Annotated in this window: 14 protein-coding genes; 5 read left to right on the plus strand and 9 right to left on the minus strand. The window is 49.8% G+C overall.

Features of this window, described 5'->3' with window-relative positions:
* Positions 1-2: 2 nt before the first annotated feature.
* From DFER_RS12635 to DFER_RS12655, 5 genes are all read right to left on the minus strand, one after another.
* Positions 3-1,052, minus strand: a complete 1,050-nt coding sequence (locus tag DFER_RS12635) for an efflux RND transporter periplasmic adaptor subunit (RefSeq protein ID WP_015812027.1) — start codon at positions 1,050-1,052, stop codon at positions 3-5.
* A 233-nt stretch (positions 1,053-1,285) separates the two neighbouring features.
* The gene (locus DFER_RS12640; protein WP_015812028.1) at positions 1,286-2,602 is read right to left on the minus strand and encodes a TolC family protein; all 1,317 of its coding nucleotides are present in this window, start codon (positions 2,600-2,602) and stop codon (positions 1,286-1,288) included.
* 55 nt (positions 2,603-2,657) lie between these two features.
* The gene (locus tag DFER_RS12645; RefSeq protein WP_015812029.1) at positions 2,658-3,269 is read right to left on the minus strand and encodes a TetR/AcrR family transcriptional regulator; all 612 of its coding nucleotides are present in this window, start codon (positions 3,267-3,269) and stop codon (positions 2,658-2,660) included.
* A gap of 159 nt (positions 3,270-3,428) precedes the next feature.
* A complete protein-coding gene (locus tag DFER_RS12650; protein ID WP_015812030.1) occupies positions 3,429-3,923 on the minus strand; it encodes a DUF421 domain-containing protein in 495 nt (164 codons plus the stop codon).
* Between the two features lie 64 nt (positions 3,924-3,987).
* Entirely contained in the window at positions 3,988-4,977 is a 990-nt protein-coding gene (locus DFER_RS12655; RefSeq protein ID WP_015812031.1) for an FAD:protein FMN transferase, read from the minus strand.
* A 573-nt stretch (positions 4,978-5,550) separates the two neighbouring features.
* Between DFER_RS12655 and DFER_RS30125 the strand changes: the two genes are divergently transcribed.
* Positions 5,551-5,697 (plus strand): hypothetical protein, encoded by a 147-nt coding sequence (locus DFER_RS30125; protein ID WP_015812032.1) that lies wholly within the window; start codon positions 5,551-5,553, stop codon positions 5,695-5,697.
* Between the two features lie 11 nt (positions 5,698-5,708).
* Here the strand turns inward: DFER_RS30125 and DFER_RS12665 are convergent, their stop codons facing one another.
* Positions 5,709-7,226 carry a hypothetical protein gene (locus tag DFER_RS12665; protein ID WP_015812033.1) on the minus strand — a complete coding sequence of 506 codons (1,518 nt, stop codon included), beginning with the start codon at positions 7,224-7,226 and terminating at the stop codon, positions 5,709-5,711.
* Between the two features lie 276 nt (positions 7,227-7,502).
* Between DFER_RS12665 and DFER_RS12670 the strand changes: the two genes are divergently transcribed.
* Positions 7,503-9,209: a hypothetical protein gene (locus DFER_RS12670; RefSeq protein ID WP_015812034.1), complete on the plus strand. Its 1,707-nt coding sequence runs from the start codon at positions 7,503-7,505 to the stop codon at positions 9,207-9,209.
* A 60-nt stretch (positions 9,210-9,269) separates the two neighbouring features.
* Here DFER_RS12670 and DFER_RS12675 read toward each other — a convergent pair whose 3' ends face one another.
* Both DFER_RS12675 and DFER_RS12680 read right to left on the minus strand, forming a co-directional pair.
* Entirely contained in the window at positions 9,270-10,055 is a 786-nt protein-coding gene (locus tag DFER_RS12675; RefSeq protein WP_015812035.1) for an alpha/beta hydrolase, read from the minus strand.
* Positions 10,056-10,157: 102 nt separating this feature from the next.
* Entirely contained in the window at positions 10,158-10,745 is a 588-nt protein-coding gene (locus DFER_RS12680; RefSeq protein WP_041736426.1) for a Crp/Fnr family transcriptional regulator, read from the minus strand.
* 195 nt (positions 10,746-10,940) lie between these two features.
* Between DFER_RS12680 and DFER_RS12685 the strand changes: the two genes are divergently transcribed.
* Together DFER_RS12685 and DFER_RS12690 are read left to right on the plus strand one after the other, a co-directional pair.
* The gene (locus tag DFER_RS12685) at positions 10,941-12,194 is read left to right on the plus strand and encodes a hypothetical protein (protein ID WP_015812037.1); all 1,254 of its coding nucleotides are present in this window, start codon (positions 10,941-10,943) and stop codon (positions 12,192-12,194) included.
* A gap of 220 nt (positions 12,195-12,414) precedes the next feature.
* A complete protein-coding gene (locus tag DFER_RS12690; protein ID WP_229206241.1) occupies positions 12,415-12,885 on the plus strand; it encodes a Uma2 family endonuclease in 471 nt (156 codons plus the stop codon).
* Here the strand turns inward: DFER_RS12690 and DFER_RS12695 are convergent.
* On the minus strand, positions 12,882-13,826 hold the full coding sequence (locus tag DFER_RS12695; RefSeq protein ID WP_015812038.1) for a bifunctional helix-turn-helix transcriptional regulator/GNAT family N-acetyltransferase: 945 nt from the start codon (positions 13,824-13,826) through the stop codon (positions 12,882-12,884). The two genes, DFER_RS12690 and DFER_RS12695, sit on opposite strands and share 4 nt — an antisense overlap.
* A gap of 226 nt (positions 13,827-14,052) precedes the next feature.
* Here DFER_RS12695 and DFER_RS30910 point away from each other — a divergent pair, with 226 nt between their 5' ends.
* On the plus strand, positions 14,053-14,166 hold the full coding sequence (locus tag DFER_RS30910) for a DUF2281 domain-containing protein (protein ID WP_222837332.1): 114 nt from the start codon (positions 14,053-14,055) through the stop codon (positions 14,164-14,166).
* Positions 14,167-14,184: the final 18 nt, after the last annotated feature.

A 14,184-nucleotide genomic window follows, 5' to 3' on the forward strand; every position in this document is an offset into this window, starting at 1 on the left:
TGTTATTGCGCAATAACCGATGTGCCGTTTTGCAGGTTGATCTGCCCGCTCGTCACCACGCGGTCGCCGGCTTTGAGACCTTTGGTGATTTCGTAGTATTCGTTCGTCGTCGCGCCCACACTCACGTCGCGCAATGCGGCCTTGCCGTTTTCGACTACATATAGTTGCGGCTGCTTCGCCGAGCCCATAATGGCCTGCCGCGGCACGGCCAATGCCTCGCCCTTCACCTTCGAATCGCTCGCAATCGAGCCGTACATACCGGCCTTCAATGGATTGGCACCTGAATTCTGCACGGTGATTTCTACCGGATAATTGTGCGCCTCGTCGCCCTGTGCGGCTACCATCGTCACGCGGCCGTTGAAATTCGCATGCGGGTACACATCCGTACGCACGGGAATCCTTTTACCGGTTTTGAACTCATTTACCGATTTCTCCGGGATATTTACCACCAGTTTCAATGAAGAAATGTCGGTAATTTCCGCGATGGGCGTTCCCTGGCTTACTACCGAGCCTTTTTCCACCATTTTGGCCGTGATAATGCCGCCGAACGGGGCGATAATGCTGGTGTTTTTAATCTGTTTGTTCAATTGCTTGATCTGCGCCTGCGTGCTGCGGATGCTCAGCTGGGTGCGCTCGATGTTCACTGCCGGCACTGCATCGCCTTTCACCAATGCTTCATAGCGTTTCAAATCGTTCTGATAACCTTCCAAAGTCACCTGCAATGCTTCCACCTGGTAATGCAGCTGCTCGTCGTCGATTTTGGCAATCAGCTGACCTGCCGCCACATGCTGGCCTACTTCCACATTCAATTTCACGATCTCGCCGCTGGCCTGCGGACGGATTTCCGCCTTCCGGTTAGGATTAAACGACCCCAAAAAACCCGATTCCTGCGACAAATCACGCACCTCTGCCACGGCCACCTTCACCCCTACCTTGGGATCAGGATCGGGGATATACACTTTTTGCTCCGTTTTTTCCTTGTTGCTCAGCAACTTCGCCGCCGTAAGCCCCAGCACGGCAATAATTCCCAGGAAGATGAGTAGGCGTTTCATTTGTTAATGATTGAATGATTGAATGACCGAATGATTGAATGATTGAATGATTGAATGATTGAATGTGTGACCGGGTCGCCGGAGCGATGAGTGAATTTGGGATGCTCGAATGGTGATTTTTCTGACTGAATGAAAGAATGAACTGATCGACTATTCGGTCATTCAGTCATTCAATCATTCAATCATTAATTTTTAGTTGTTGATGAATACGGCAAGATTGATGAAGTATAATGTTATTTCTGAACGAGTTGCCCGGTGGCTTTTTTCCATTCGAGCTCGGCTTTCAGGAGTTGTACGAGTGATGTCAGGTAGTTGTTTTGCGCGTCGAGGAGGCTGTTTTCGGCCTGGATCACGTCCGTGAGCGACACCGTTCCTTCCTTGAATTGCAGCTGGATTTGCTTGTACACTTTTTCGGCAAGCGCTACCTGGTCTTTTTTGGCATTGATGTTCTTTTGCTCCACGCCGAACTTGTTGCGTGCATTGTTTTCTTCCATTTGAATGACCTCGCTAACCTGCCGGAGCTGCACGTCGAGCTTCTGCTTGTCGATCATATTCTGGCTGCGTTTCGCCCTTCGGGCCAGGCCATCGAACACATTCCAGTTGAGCTGCAAACCGGCCCAGTAGCCCGGTACATCCTGGAAGGTTGAGTTCTCGCCGCCTTGTGCGTAGAAGGCCATGTTTGCCACGCCGTAGGCATTTACGGTCGGGATCAGGCCAGAGCGTATATTCTTGTCCTGCAATTCGTTAAGGTCTTTTTGCTTTTGCAGCAATGCCACGTCAGTGCGTCTGGTTTTGTCCCAATCGGCATAGGTCGGCAACGCCACATCACGAACGCTTATCATTATACGCAAAGAATCGTTTTGAGGAATGCCTGCGTAGTATTTCAAAAGGTTAACAAGCTGGTTGTAATTGTCCCGAAGCGTTGCCTGCTGCGTTTGCGTGCTTGTTTTGTTGATCAAAATCCTGTCCACATCCACGCGCTGGCCTAACTTGTTCTGATATAGGAGGTCCGACACTTTATACAATCGATCGAGGGAAATGAGGTTGCTGTCCAGAAACGCCATTTGCTGCGACACGGTCACGAGGCTATAATAGGCGTCGGTTACGTTATAAGCCACATCTTCCTTCGTTTTCGTGGTGCTGAGCGAGGTCAGTTCGCGGTTTAGACTGGCGGCTTTCAATGCGTATTTAAGGGATGGATTATACAGAGCCTGAGTCACTTGCGCCGTGGTCGACAGGTTATACGGCAACCCGAATGCAAGCGTGGTAAACTGTCCCTCGGGCCCGCCGAACGCACTCGCCGGCACCACCTGGCCCGGGATTTTGAAGTATCGCTTGTAATCCCCCGACACATTGAGCGTAGGCAGCATGCCCGCTTTCACCTCGCTGATCTGCGCATTCACCTTTGCTTCATCCAACTGCGCCGTTTGCACGGTAAAGTCGTTTTTCATAGCCAGGTCGAGCAGTTGGTTCAGGTCGTATTCCTGCGCTTCCGTTCGTTGAAAAAGCATCAGGCATAGCATTCCTGTGACATGGAACAGGTGTTTCATGGCTTGAACAAATGTTTATTTTAAATGTTTGTTTAATGAAGCGGCAAAAAAAATCCTACTTCAACACGAGGTAGTTGCACACCATTGCCTTAATGTGCTCTTTCTGTTCCTGCGCATACTTTTCAAATTCCTGGTCGGTCATTTGAAACAGCTCCTTGTGAATTTCCCGGCCCATGAAAATGAATTCTACACCGCATTTGATCAGCGGAAGAATGTGTTCCAGGTCCATGGCCCGCAACGTGCCGTTAGCCACTCCCTCTTCGATCTGCTTTTTCAGGTAACTTTCCCGCACCTGCCGGAATATCGACATATCCGGAAACAGTCGCTGAGGCGCCTTGTGCATTTCGTTCATGATGAAAATTACCAGGTCGGGCTCCTTTTTCATCATTTCGAAGTCGTTGTCGATCAGCTCCGAAATCTTATTTTTTATATCAGTCTCCTTGTTCAGGATCGCGAGCATCCGCTGGAAATAGTCTTCTAGCACATCTTTGAATATTTCCAGAAACAGCTTTTCCTTGCTCCTGAAATAGTAGTTGGTCAATGCAATGTTCATATCGGCCTCCTTCGCAATGTCACGCGAGGTGGTGCCGTCAAAACCCTTTTTCAGAAAAACACGCTTCGCCGCTTCCCTTATCCTGTCTTCACTTTTTTCTGTAACGCACTTCACGATTCCGGTGTGTTAGGTTTCTTGTTAATGATTGCAGCTGCTCATTGAATCAACAGTTCAAAATTGGGCAATTGAAACAACAATGCCAAACGATTTAAATAATAAATTTAAACAAGCATTTAAAATATATATTTGAAACTAATATTTATCTGTTTTATCCTATTTGCTATTCTTCTTCACAAAGCTGATTTGTCCGTTGATTTCCATGTAGGCGCTTTCGATGGTTTCAAAGTCTTCGACATGCATACTACTTCGCAAACTCGCATAAAGATCTGATTCACTGACCAATGCACGCCGCATGTTCTCGTGTTCGAGCTTGCCGTCGCGGAACAGGACGATCTTCGTGCCTTTGATGAGTGCGCCAAAACGCAGGTCCAGCGTCCCGAACCAGGCCCCCAGCCGGTGCAGCACGGCGATAACCGTCGCCGCAGTAATAGTAGGCAAAAATTCGGACGCACCCACCACCGCGCGACTCAAAATGGCGCCGAGGAGGATCACGATGATGTTGTCAAACGGGGATTTCATGCCGAAAGAGCGCCTTCCGGCAATGCGCAGCAGCAGCAGCGTGATGACGAAAATCACCACCGCCCGGAGCGACATTTGGAGGACGGTCTGATTTTCACCTTCTCCGAAAAGTTGGGTAAGGGTTTCCATGGTTGTCGGTCTTTTTTTGCTTTGTCAGCAAAAAACAAACCAGGGCTGACGCCGAGCCCGACGCCTAGTCGAGCATATTCCATTCAGCCAGCCGGTCGCCCTGCTTCTCGACGAGCCAAACCTTGCTCCCTTTGAAACGTTTGAGATACCGTTTGCTCTTTTGAATACCCGCCACGCTAAATGCCGTCGCAAGCGCGTCGGCAATGGTGCCATCGGGCGAGATGACGGTTGTACGTACGTGAAACAGCAGTCCGATACCCGTTTTAGGGTCGACAATATGCGAATAGCGCACGCCTTTGTATTCCATATACCGATAAGTGGGGCCGGAAGTAGCCAGCGCCACATTCGAGAGCTGCATGGCTGCCAGCGAATCGCTGCCGTTGGAGACATTGATGTTCCAACCCTTCGAGCCCGGCGGCGGGTTGGTCAGCACGATTTTTCCGCCTGCGTCCATCATCGCCGAAGTGATTCCCAGCTTTTGTAATTCCTTAATCGCCTCTTCCGCGGCGTAGCCCTTCCCAAGACCGCCAATGTCGAGCCTCATGCCCTTCTGGGTAAGCATAATGCTCCGTGTCCGGGCATCCATTTTCATTTTGGTATAACCCGTGCGTGCCAATGCGTCGCGGATCTCGTCCTCCGGCGGGAAAATGCCTTTGCGCGTGGCACGCCGCCACATTTGCACTACCGGCCCAAGGGTAGCATCGAAAACGCCGCCGGTTTTGGCGCTGATGTCCTGCGAAATGGCCAGGATATCGAAAAGGTCCTTGCTCACCGGCACCCACTTGCCACTGCCCGAAGTCGCCGAAAGGCGATTGATCTCACTGCCGTCGCGGTAGTCGCTCATGATCTCGTTCAGCTCCTCCACCCTCCCAAACGCATTATTGGCTGCGATACGGGCTATGGAATCGTTGGCTGCGTAAAACACCAGCTTGAACGGCGAGCCCATCAGGCCTTTTTCAAAAGTGTAGCGCAACTCCTGCGCCCATGAAGATGATGCGGAAACGGTGACAAAAAGAAGGAATAATAATCTGGAAAACCTTGAAAATAAAGCCATTACAACGAACTCGGATAAATCGACCCGAAAATTACGCCATTTTTAAGAATCGCAGGCAGCGTCCGCACGATAATCTGTGATAATACTTAAAACGACGGAAGGGGCACGGACGTCCTGTCCGCACCCCTTCCGCTTCCGGTTGTTATATATTAGTAATCGCTATACTCGTCTATCAGATCGCTTTCCTCAGCGTGATGATGTTGATGTGCATTAATTGCATCCTTGATCATTCCTGCACCTATGAACGGCAGGGAAACAACAGTCGAAATAATCATTGCGAAAAACATAATAGTTGCAAAAAATAACTTCCCGGAATATCCAACTAGGTTCGATAAGAAGTTCATACTAATGCAATTATTTATTGGATAATCTTTCTTACCAAAGATAAAAAAATAACTGTGCCACTACAAGAAAATATGCTTATTTTGGGATATAATTTAATGATTTATAGAATTTCCACGACGACCCAAACTTAAAATAGTAGCACCGCTTCTACAAGCCCTAGAATCTATTTTCCCCACTTTGTAACCGCGGTGAAATTAATTTTACAACAAACACTCCTCCTCTTTTTGCATGAATAATTTTTTTACCGCCTTCCTGCGTATCGTGTTTGCCGGCATCCTCGGCATTGCTACGGTACTTACGACGCTTATCATGTCTCCATTACTCCTGCTCATGTGGATCTGGAAGAAGCTGAACGGCACGCCGCCCCGCCGGTAAGAAGAGTGCGTTTAGGGCCTGCTGCCCATTGTTGCGCCGCGTCCGCCAAGTGCCGAGCCGTCGGCGTCTAACGGTCGGGCGAGGTAGAGCTCGTAAAATGATCCTTCCTGACCGACAAACTGATTGGCTTCCTGTTGTGAGTAAATAGCCTTGCCGAGCTGGTAGAAATCCTCGTACTGGTCGTACGGATAAGGGGTAAATTTCACTTTATCAGGGAAAAGCGTGTGGGTAACCACATTTTCGGTCAATGCGCGTTTGAGGTGCGATATAGGAACCACCAGGCCGAGTACCAGGAAAATGACGATCGGATACGCAACACGCATTTTGTACCAGCCGGGGTGTTCCTTGACCCATTCGGCAAACCGGTGCAGGATAAAAAGCGACAGCAATGTGAGCACGGGCGTGCTGCCGCGCAGGAACCAGTCGTTCCATTTGCCCATCCGGAAAAGTGAAATGGCGATCAGCAGGAGGAACAAACTGTGGATGACATTCGCGTACTGGCTTTTGTGCAGCCTGAGAATGAGGACGATCCCATACAGCACCGCGAGGTCGATCACCACCCCAAAAAAGTAGTGGAATGCGATTTCGTTCAGCGGGTTGAACTGCCAGATGAAACCGGACACGACCGAACTCCGGCCCTGTAAAAAGAAAAAGAATGTGGGTATAAACAGCAGCCCCGGCACGAAAAGGTCGAGCATGGGCCTGGGTTTGAGGAAATACTCCGGCTCTTTATAATACCGCAGGATAATCAGCATCCCAAAAATGATCACGAAAACGATCGATGGGAAAATCCCCCAGATGAAGATCGAAATGACGGCCAGAAAGCTTTTTTCGGGCTTTTTGACATACACATAATCGTTGAAAAGAATGCATGAAACGATAATGATCGGAATGAGCTGGTTGGGCGCCCATTGGGTTTGGTACAGCACCGGCCATATTTCCGTGAAAAACGGCGGCACGTGGTAATTAAGGCCGATCGCGCGCAGAAAGAGCACTTTACAGACATGGCCGACCCCTCCGAGCGAAAGGAAGAAAATCAGCGCGAGGTAGCTCCTTTGGGTAAAAATGAATATCCAGCAAATGCCGATGAAAAGGCCTATCGAAGCCCAGAGGTACAATGCAATGCCCGAGGGCTGCCCCAAACCCTTGGAAATAAGCGCAGGAACGAGGAAGAAACCGAAGTAATGGCATGCATAGCGGCCATTTTCCTTAAAAAGCACCGGCCACGACTGGTTGTAGAGCGTGTAATATTTTGAATTATGCGCCCAAAAGTCGAAAGCCTGGAAACATAAGCCGCCGATGCCCGAAAAAGCGATGATGGCGAGCGAAATAAAGGCGATCTCGACCATGTGCCGCGTGGCCAGGTCGGTTTTCAGTGTCTTTTCACGTTGGTAGCTGATCACGAACATAAACGCAAGCCCCACGGCCAGACACACAGAAATGGGCATTCTGAACCAGCTGATTGAAAAAATCAGGTTTGGCAGCAGCAGATATCCCAGACTCAAATTGCGAAGTACAGTTGTTTTCATTCAGTAACCGGCATTCAGTTGGTCATTCCAAAATATATTATTCAAAAAAATCCGACAAAAATAATCGAAATAGCTTGTCTTCTAATAGTGACAACTGCGTTGTTGTAACCGTTGCAACCCTAATGTCATTTTAATATTAAATATAACTAAAACCGCGCATTGCCCGATCATGTAATTCGTAAGCGGACCGACATTTATCGATATACATCCCAGTTAGTTTCAAGTAACACAGCACGTTTTGTTTCTTTTCCAGGCTAAATACCTAACCCAACCTTCATGGACAGAAGACAATTCGTGAAAAACAGTGCGCTTACCTTGTGTGCATTACCCGTAATCCCGGCGGCGGGCATTGTTCCGAGCCGGGCGGACCAGATGCCGGAATGGCTCCGGGCACTGGTGAAGCAGGCCGACAAAGCCATCGAATCCCTGCAAAACTTGCAGGTGAAAGATTCCAAAAGCCCCGACCTGGGCGGCGTGCGCGACGGTTTCGACCTGCTGAACCCGCACAGCACTTCGGCATTGATCCAATGGGGCGCAAGCGGCCTGTTTTCCCCTTCTTCCAAATTCCACCAATCGAGGGAACTGCTCGCCGACATGGACCTGGCGGCTTCTTACCTTATAAAAACGCAGCATCAGGACGGCACGATAGACCTGCTTTCGACCAATTTCCATTCTACGCCCGATACGGGATTTTTGGTCAAACGCCTTACCATGGCCTATGTCCTGATCGAAAAATCGGGAACGGAAGGCGCTCCGAAAATGCTTGCTAACCTGAAAACCTTCCTTCTGCGGGCAGGCGATGCGCTGAGCGTCGGCGGCATTCATACGCCCAACCACCGCTGGGTAGTGTCGGCCGCGCTTATGAAACTGAACGAGCTCTGGCCAAACCCCAAATACGTGGCGCGGGCGGAACAATGGCTCGCCGAGCATATCGACATCGACCGGGACGGGCAGTACAATGAGAAAAGTACGTTCATTTACTCCTCCCTCACCGACCGCCTGCTCATTACAATCGGCAAGAGGCTCAATAAGCCGGAACTCTTCGACGCAGTCCGCAAAAACCTCGATATGACCATGTATTACCTACATCCCAACGGCGAAATCGTGACCGACGCTTCGGGCAGGCAGGATAAGGCCATTGTGGGCACGTTGGAAAACTACTATTATCCTTACCGCTTTTTCGCGCTACGGGACGGAAACGGGCAATATGCAGCCATGTGCAGACTGATTGAGAAAACAGCGGGGCTCAAAACAGCAGGATTTCTGGATTACCTGCTCACGGACCCGTCGCTCTGGAAGGAGCTGCCGGCGGATAAACCGCTACCCGTGAATTATGTCAAAACCTTCCCGAACTCCGGCCTCGTCCGCATTCGCCGCGACAGCTGGGACAGCACCCTGATCGCCAACAACCCGGTTTGGTTTACGTTCATGAAAGGCAATGCGGTGCTGCAAGGCGTGCGGTTTGCGTCGTCATTTTTTGGAAAAGGACAGTTTCAATCGGAGAAGATTGCTGAAAATGGCAAGGAATGGGTGCTCACACAAAAGCTCGACGGGCCGTATTTTCAACCCTACCCCAAAGAATCCATTGCTCCTGACGGCGACTGGGAGAAGATGCCTCGGAATTTCAGGCCGCAGAGCGAGGTGCAGATTCTGGAAACCAAAGTCATGATCCGTGAAACCTCCGGCGGGATGGAAATAGAGGTGGTAACGAATGGTACCGAGCGGGTGCCGGCTGCATTGGAACTGATTTTCAGGCCGGGCGGAACGCTCAAAGGTGTTTCCAAAATTGAAAACACCAAAGATGCATGGTTACTGAAAGAGGCAACCGGCTCTTATGAAATGGGCGGAGATACGATCACTTTCGGTCCGGGACTGGCATTGCACAAGAACATCGCATTGCGGGGAGCCCTGCCGGCGATGGAAGCGCCTACTGTTTTTCTCACCGGGTTTACGCCTTTCAAGCATGTAATCCGCTTTTCGTGACGTATATTCTGGAACCATTTTCCACCTCAACGGCGGCCGCTGCGCCGGGTGGAAGCGGTTTCAGTGTTTGCTGATCCAGTCGAGGATGTAATCGGCATCCTCTTTCCACGTGGGTTGGCCTAACACGTAGTGGTTGCGGCCGGGGAATTCTTTGTAATCTGTCACAGAGCCGTTTTGTTTGTAGGCTTTGAAGTTGCGGAGGTTCAGCGACGCGGGAATAATGTTGTCGAACTCGCCTGACGTGATCAGCAATGGCGCGTGCGCTTTTTTAAAATCCACCCGGGCTGCGGAAGTAATACCGCCGCGCGCTACCGTTTTGGATTCAGGGATCACGTTTTCTTCCCAGGTTTGCATTTGCTCTTCCAGCGTCATGCCGTTGGTGAAGGCATATTGCCAGTCGGCGAGCGACATCAGATATGTTTTTTTCAATGAGGTAAACAATCCGAACACTTTATAACCCGCTTTCAGGAACGAGAATTCGTAGGGGATCACACCTTGCGGCGGAACGGGGTGGATGGCGATACCGGCAACGCCCAGGTCGCGGTTGATCAGGATCTGGGTGATCAGCCCGCCGAGCGAGTGCCCGATGATAATCGGTTTTTCGGGTAATGCTTTGATGAAATTGGCATAATGGTCGACCAGCTCTTTAAATGTGAGACCGGCCAGCGCGGTATCATTCGGTTGTCTGTCTCTCAGCTCGGCAGCGGGGGCATCTTTGTGGGGCCAGGCAGGCGCATAGGTGGTGTATCCCTGGTTTTCAAAATAGGCTTTCCATTGGTCCCAGCCATTGTGGCTTACAAATGCACCTGTTACAAAAACGACGGTTTTGGTGTTATTGGCTTTCATGATTTCTATCGGTTAAAAGTTGATTTTTCGTCTCGTTCAATCTTTGAACATGACAAAATTCAGCACGTTAGCCGACTATATTCTTAACCGAAGTTAAGATCGTCATTTGCCCACCATTCTTTTCCTTATCCGGCTCAGCGAAGGAGCCTGAATGCCTAAGTATGAGGCGATATGGTACAAGGGAACATTGCTAAAAATATCGGGATGGTTACGGATCAGTTCGAGATAGCGCTGCTCGGGCGTGCGGAACATGAACTCCTCGGCGCGGTTCATGGCCAGGTTAAATGCGGTTTCCGCGACCAGCCGCCCGAACCGCTCCCAATGGTGCGACTTGGCATAAAGCTCGTTCAGGTGGTTGACGTGAATGTAAAGCACCGTCGCGCCCGTCATCGACTCGGTGTAATAGCTGCACGGCGTTTGCGTCACGAAGCTTTTATACGCCACCACGACCTGGTTTTTTGAAAAGAAAAATACATTCTTCTCCTCTGCCGATTCTTCATCGATGTAATAGGTGCGGAACACGCCGTCAAGAATGAAGCCCAGGTACTTGCAAACGTTTTTATACTCGTTGTAAAACTCCCCTTTGCCGTAGGTCTTCCGCTGCCAGTACGGCGCCGATAGTTCGAACGCCTCCGCGTCGATGCCTGCAAACTGATTGAGCGCGTAATTCAGGACTTGTGTTTCGGTCATGACTAAGTTGAATAAACGTATATTCCAAAAATAGCCAGCAAATGAATGATTTCCGAGCGGAAATGCCAGCCGGGCCTTGAAAAGCCTGCGGGCCATACAAAAACCTCATTTTCAGCTACCTAAAATGATGATTATTCGTTAAATTTGATACACCTCCCCTGACGATGCAGCTTCGGACTTCAAACATTTCTGGCTATGCTGAGAAAGATTCTACCGCTCGTGTTGGTTTTCCTGTCGCAAATCTGCCTCGCAAACCAGATCCTCATCCCGATGGATAATGCCCAAACGAACCATTTGAAAGCCTACGGACTGGCCTACATTCTGCTGAAAGGGGATGTGGAAGTGGAATGGCTGCTCAATTACCGCGGCGGCAGTTTTAAGGTGCAGTACTCCAAATCCATTGAAAATGAATGCAAACTGAGGGCGGTTGCCTACGAAGTTCTGTCCGAGGCCGCGAGCGCGCAGATCGTGAGCGAGATCAGCAATCCCAATGTAAACATGGATGTGGTAAAGCTGTTTAAAGCGGCAAAAATTGCGGTGTATTCTCCGATCAAGATCAGTCCGGCCGAGTTCGAGAATACCGACGCCGTACTGCTCGTGCTCAAATACGCCGAAATCCCTTTCGAAGTGATCTACGACGAGGAAATCCTGCGCGGCGACCTGCCCAAATACGACTGGCTGCATTTGCACCACGAAGATTTCACAGGGCAATTCGGCAAAAACCTTCGCCGCACGAGCGAGGCCGACATCAAAGCGCAGGAAGCCATCGCCAACCGGTACGGGTATTCCAAAGTTCCTAAAATGAAACTCGCCGTCGCGAAGGCCATTAAAGAGTTTTGCGCGGGCGGCGGATTTCTGTTCGCGATGTGCTCCGGAGCGGAAACGTTCGACATTGCGCTGGCAGCCGAAGGTATCGACATTGTGGACAACCTCGACGGCGACGGCATCGACCCCGACGCCCAGTCCAGGCTAGATTTCGACAAAACCTTCGCGTTTTACAACTTCAAACTGCAACTCGACGAATATGACGGGATGAACTTTTCGGACATCAACTCGGCAGCGGGCCGATACCGCGGCTGGGGCGAAAACGATGCATACTTCTCCCTTTTCGACTTTTCGGCCAAATGGGACGTCATTCCGGCCATGCTGGTGCAAAACCACGAGCATCTGATCCGCGAATTTTTCGGGCAAACCACCGCATTCTCAAAATACACCGTCAAACCGAGCTCGCTCGTGATGGGTACCAGCAGCACTTCCGACCGTTACATTTACGGCGAACTCGGCCGTGGTCAATGGACCTTCTACGGCGGCCACGATCCCGAAGGCCGCGGCGGAGGCGGCCGCCGCATGCCCACCGACCTCAACCTCTACCCCAATTCCCCCGGTTACCGGCTGATATTGAACAACGTGCTGTTTCCTTCGGCCAGGAAGAAGAAACGGAAGACTTGATAATTAACAGCTGCCGGTTGCTCATTGAGTATTGTACATCGGACATTTGCCGTTGACTTACAGGCGTACTGGACTAGATTTGCGACAAATAACGCCACGTATGCAAGCTCCCATAACACACATTAGCCAGCTGGATCTAAATGGAACCTACACATACGCGGATTAATACCAATGGGAATTTCATGAACGCGTGGAGCTAATCCATGGTAGGATTTACAAGATGGTATCTTCGCCTGGCACGCTACATCAGTGCATCTTAGGCAGATTCTGTTTGAGATTATTTGAATATTTCAAAAGTCGACAATTAATCCTTCTATCCGCTCCATTTGACGTACGCCTGCCGGGGAAAGATCAAAGCACGGCAGATGAAGACGTCCTCTCCGTCGTGCAACCAGACATCTGTGTTTGTGAAGAATCAAAACTTGACGAACGTGGATGCATAGGAGCGCCGGAATTGGTTATCGAAATTCTTCTCCCGGACTATTCGAAGACTGAACTACACAATAAGTTCGATTTATACCAGGAAAGTGGTGTCAGAGAATATTGGATTGTCCAACCCGCCTATCAAAACGTATTGCTATTCACGCTCAGCACTAACGGTAAATACATTGATTCCAAACCTGCAACTGAGGTCCTCCATTCCGTCACATTCCCCGACCTCACAATCGATTTAAAAGAAATTTTCAGTTAGCTTAACACCAGCTCCATTTTAATATCCGCCCGCTTAAAGTTATGCCCGATAAGAGGCACTTCTGCAAAACCGAGCTTTTTGTAAAGATTAATCCCTGCCGCCGAGCCTTTGCGGTTCGAGTACAGAATTACCTTGGCAGCACCCAGCTCCCGCGCTTTGTCGATCACCGCATTACCCAGCAGATCGCCGATCTTCTTGCCCCGCATGCTTTTTGAAACCGTCATTTTGCTCATTTCCACTACATCTCCATTGCGTTTTAATGCACAGGTACCGACGGGCTCGTCGCCGTACAATGCGATCAGGATGGCTCCGCCGTCTTTCAAATAGTAGGTTTCGGGATCTGAAAGCGTCTTTTCATCTTCCGGTTCCACTTCATAGGTTTCCGAAATCCAGGCGTAATTGAGGTCGTAAAATGCCTTTGCATACTCCGGTTGGTAATCCACAATGCGGATTGCGGCATTGGTTTCCTCATTTTCCATCCGTTTGTAGCGCTCAAAAAACCCTTCTTTTTTCAATTGGTACTCTGTTTCGTCCATGGCTTGTAACAGGTGATTGGCATTATCGATAATTTGTTCGGCTGTTTTGCGGATTTTCTCCCAAACGGGCTGCATTTGCGCCACGAGCTTGTTGGCCTTCTTTGTGAGCCGGACCATTCGCTTCCTCGTGTCGCGCGCGTCCCTGAACGATTCCACCAGCCCTTCCTTTTCCAGTTCCTTTAAAAGCGTAATCGTGGAAGGATGTGCATACCCGATTTCCTCTGAAAGCTCCATGATCCCCAGCGCCCCTTTCGCATGCAGTGCATAAACAATCGGAAACCATTTCGGCTCGAAACTGATACCGTTATGCTGATAAATGAGCACGCCGTCCTTGCGAAACTGGTCGCTCAGGCGTTGCAGTCGGGTAGAGATAGCCAGGGCTCCTACTTCATTGAAGATGTTCATTTCCTACGACGTTAAAATTCGAGTTCAAATATACGTAGGAGCCTACGTATTATCCAACGGTTAGGGCATTTTGGAGTGATTTTTCTTTTGGTTAAATTTGGTAAAAACTGAAAAACTTATGAGCTCAGCAATGATAATGGCAGCTTTTATGTCACTTCCGGAGGATTTGCAGGAAAAGGCATAAGAGTATATTATTTCGTTAAAAAACGAGGCACGTCAGCGACTTTTGGACCAACATGGAGGAAAGCTGCCGCCTCGACAGTTCGGGCTTCATAAGGGAAAGTATATCATGGCACCTGACTTCGACGAACCGCTGGAAGATTTTGAAGACTATATGTAAATGAGATACTTATTGGAC

Source organism: Dyadobacter fermentans DSM 18053 (assembly GCF_000023125.1).
Lineage (GTDB): Bacteria > Bacteroidota > Bacteroidia > Cytophagales > Spirosomataceae > Dyadobacter > Dyadobacter fermentans.

Coding starts and splice junctions, on each gene's coding strand:
- DFER_RS30125 (WP_015812032.1), top strand. CDS start 5,551: ATGAATAATTTTTTTACCGCCTTCCTGCGTATCGTGTTTGCCGGCATC.
- DFER_RS12655 (WP_015812031.1), bottom strand. CDS start 4,977: ATGGCTTTATTTTCAAGGTTTTCCAGATTATTATTCCTTCTTTTTGTC.
- DFER_RS12695 (WP_015812038.1), bottom strand. CDS start 13,826: ATGAACATCTTCAATGAAGTAGGAGCCCTGGCTATCTCTACCCGACTG.
- DFER_RS12670 (WP_015812034.1), top strand. CDS start 7,503: ATGGACAGAAGACAATTCGTGAAAAACAGTGCGCTTACCTTGTGTGCA.
- DFER_RS12675 (WP_015812035.1), bottom strand. CDS start 10,055: ATGAAAGCCAATAACACCAAAACCGTCGTTTTTGTAACAGGTGCATTT.
- DFER_RS12690 (WP_229206241.1), top strand. CDS start 12,415: ATGGTATCTTCGCCTGGCACGCTACATCAGTGCATCTTAGGCAGATTC.
- DFER_RS12640 (WP_015812028.1), bottom strand. CDS start 2,602: ATGAAACACCTGTTCCATGTCACAGGAATGCTATGCCTGATGCTTTTT.
- DFER_RS12665 (WP_015812033.1), bottom strand. CDS start 7,226: ATGAAAACAACTGTACTTCGCAATTTGAGTCTGGGATATCTGCTGCTG.
- DFER_RS12680 (WP_041736426.1), bottom strand. CDS start 10,745: ATGACCGAAACACAAGTCCTGAATTACGCGCTCAATCAGTTTGCAGGC.
- DFER_RS12650 (WP_015812030.1), bottom strand. CDS start 3,923: ATGGAAACCCTTACCCAACTTTTCGGAGAAGGTGAAAATCAGACCGTC.
- DFER_RS12685 (WP_015812037.1), top strand. CDS start 10,941: ATGCTGAGAAAGATTCTACCGCTCGTGTTGGTTTTCCTGTCGCAAATC.
- DFER_RS12635 (WP_015812027.1), bottom strand. CDS start 1,052: ATGAAACGCCTACTCATCTTCCTGGGAATTATTGCCGTGCTGGGGCTT.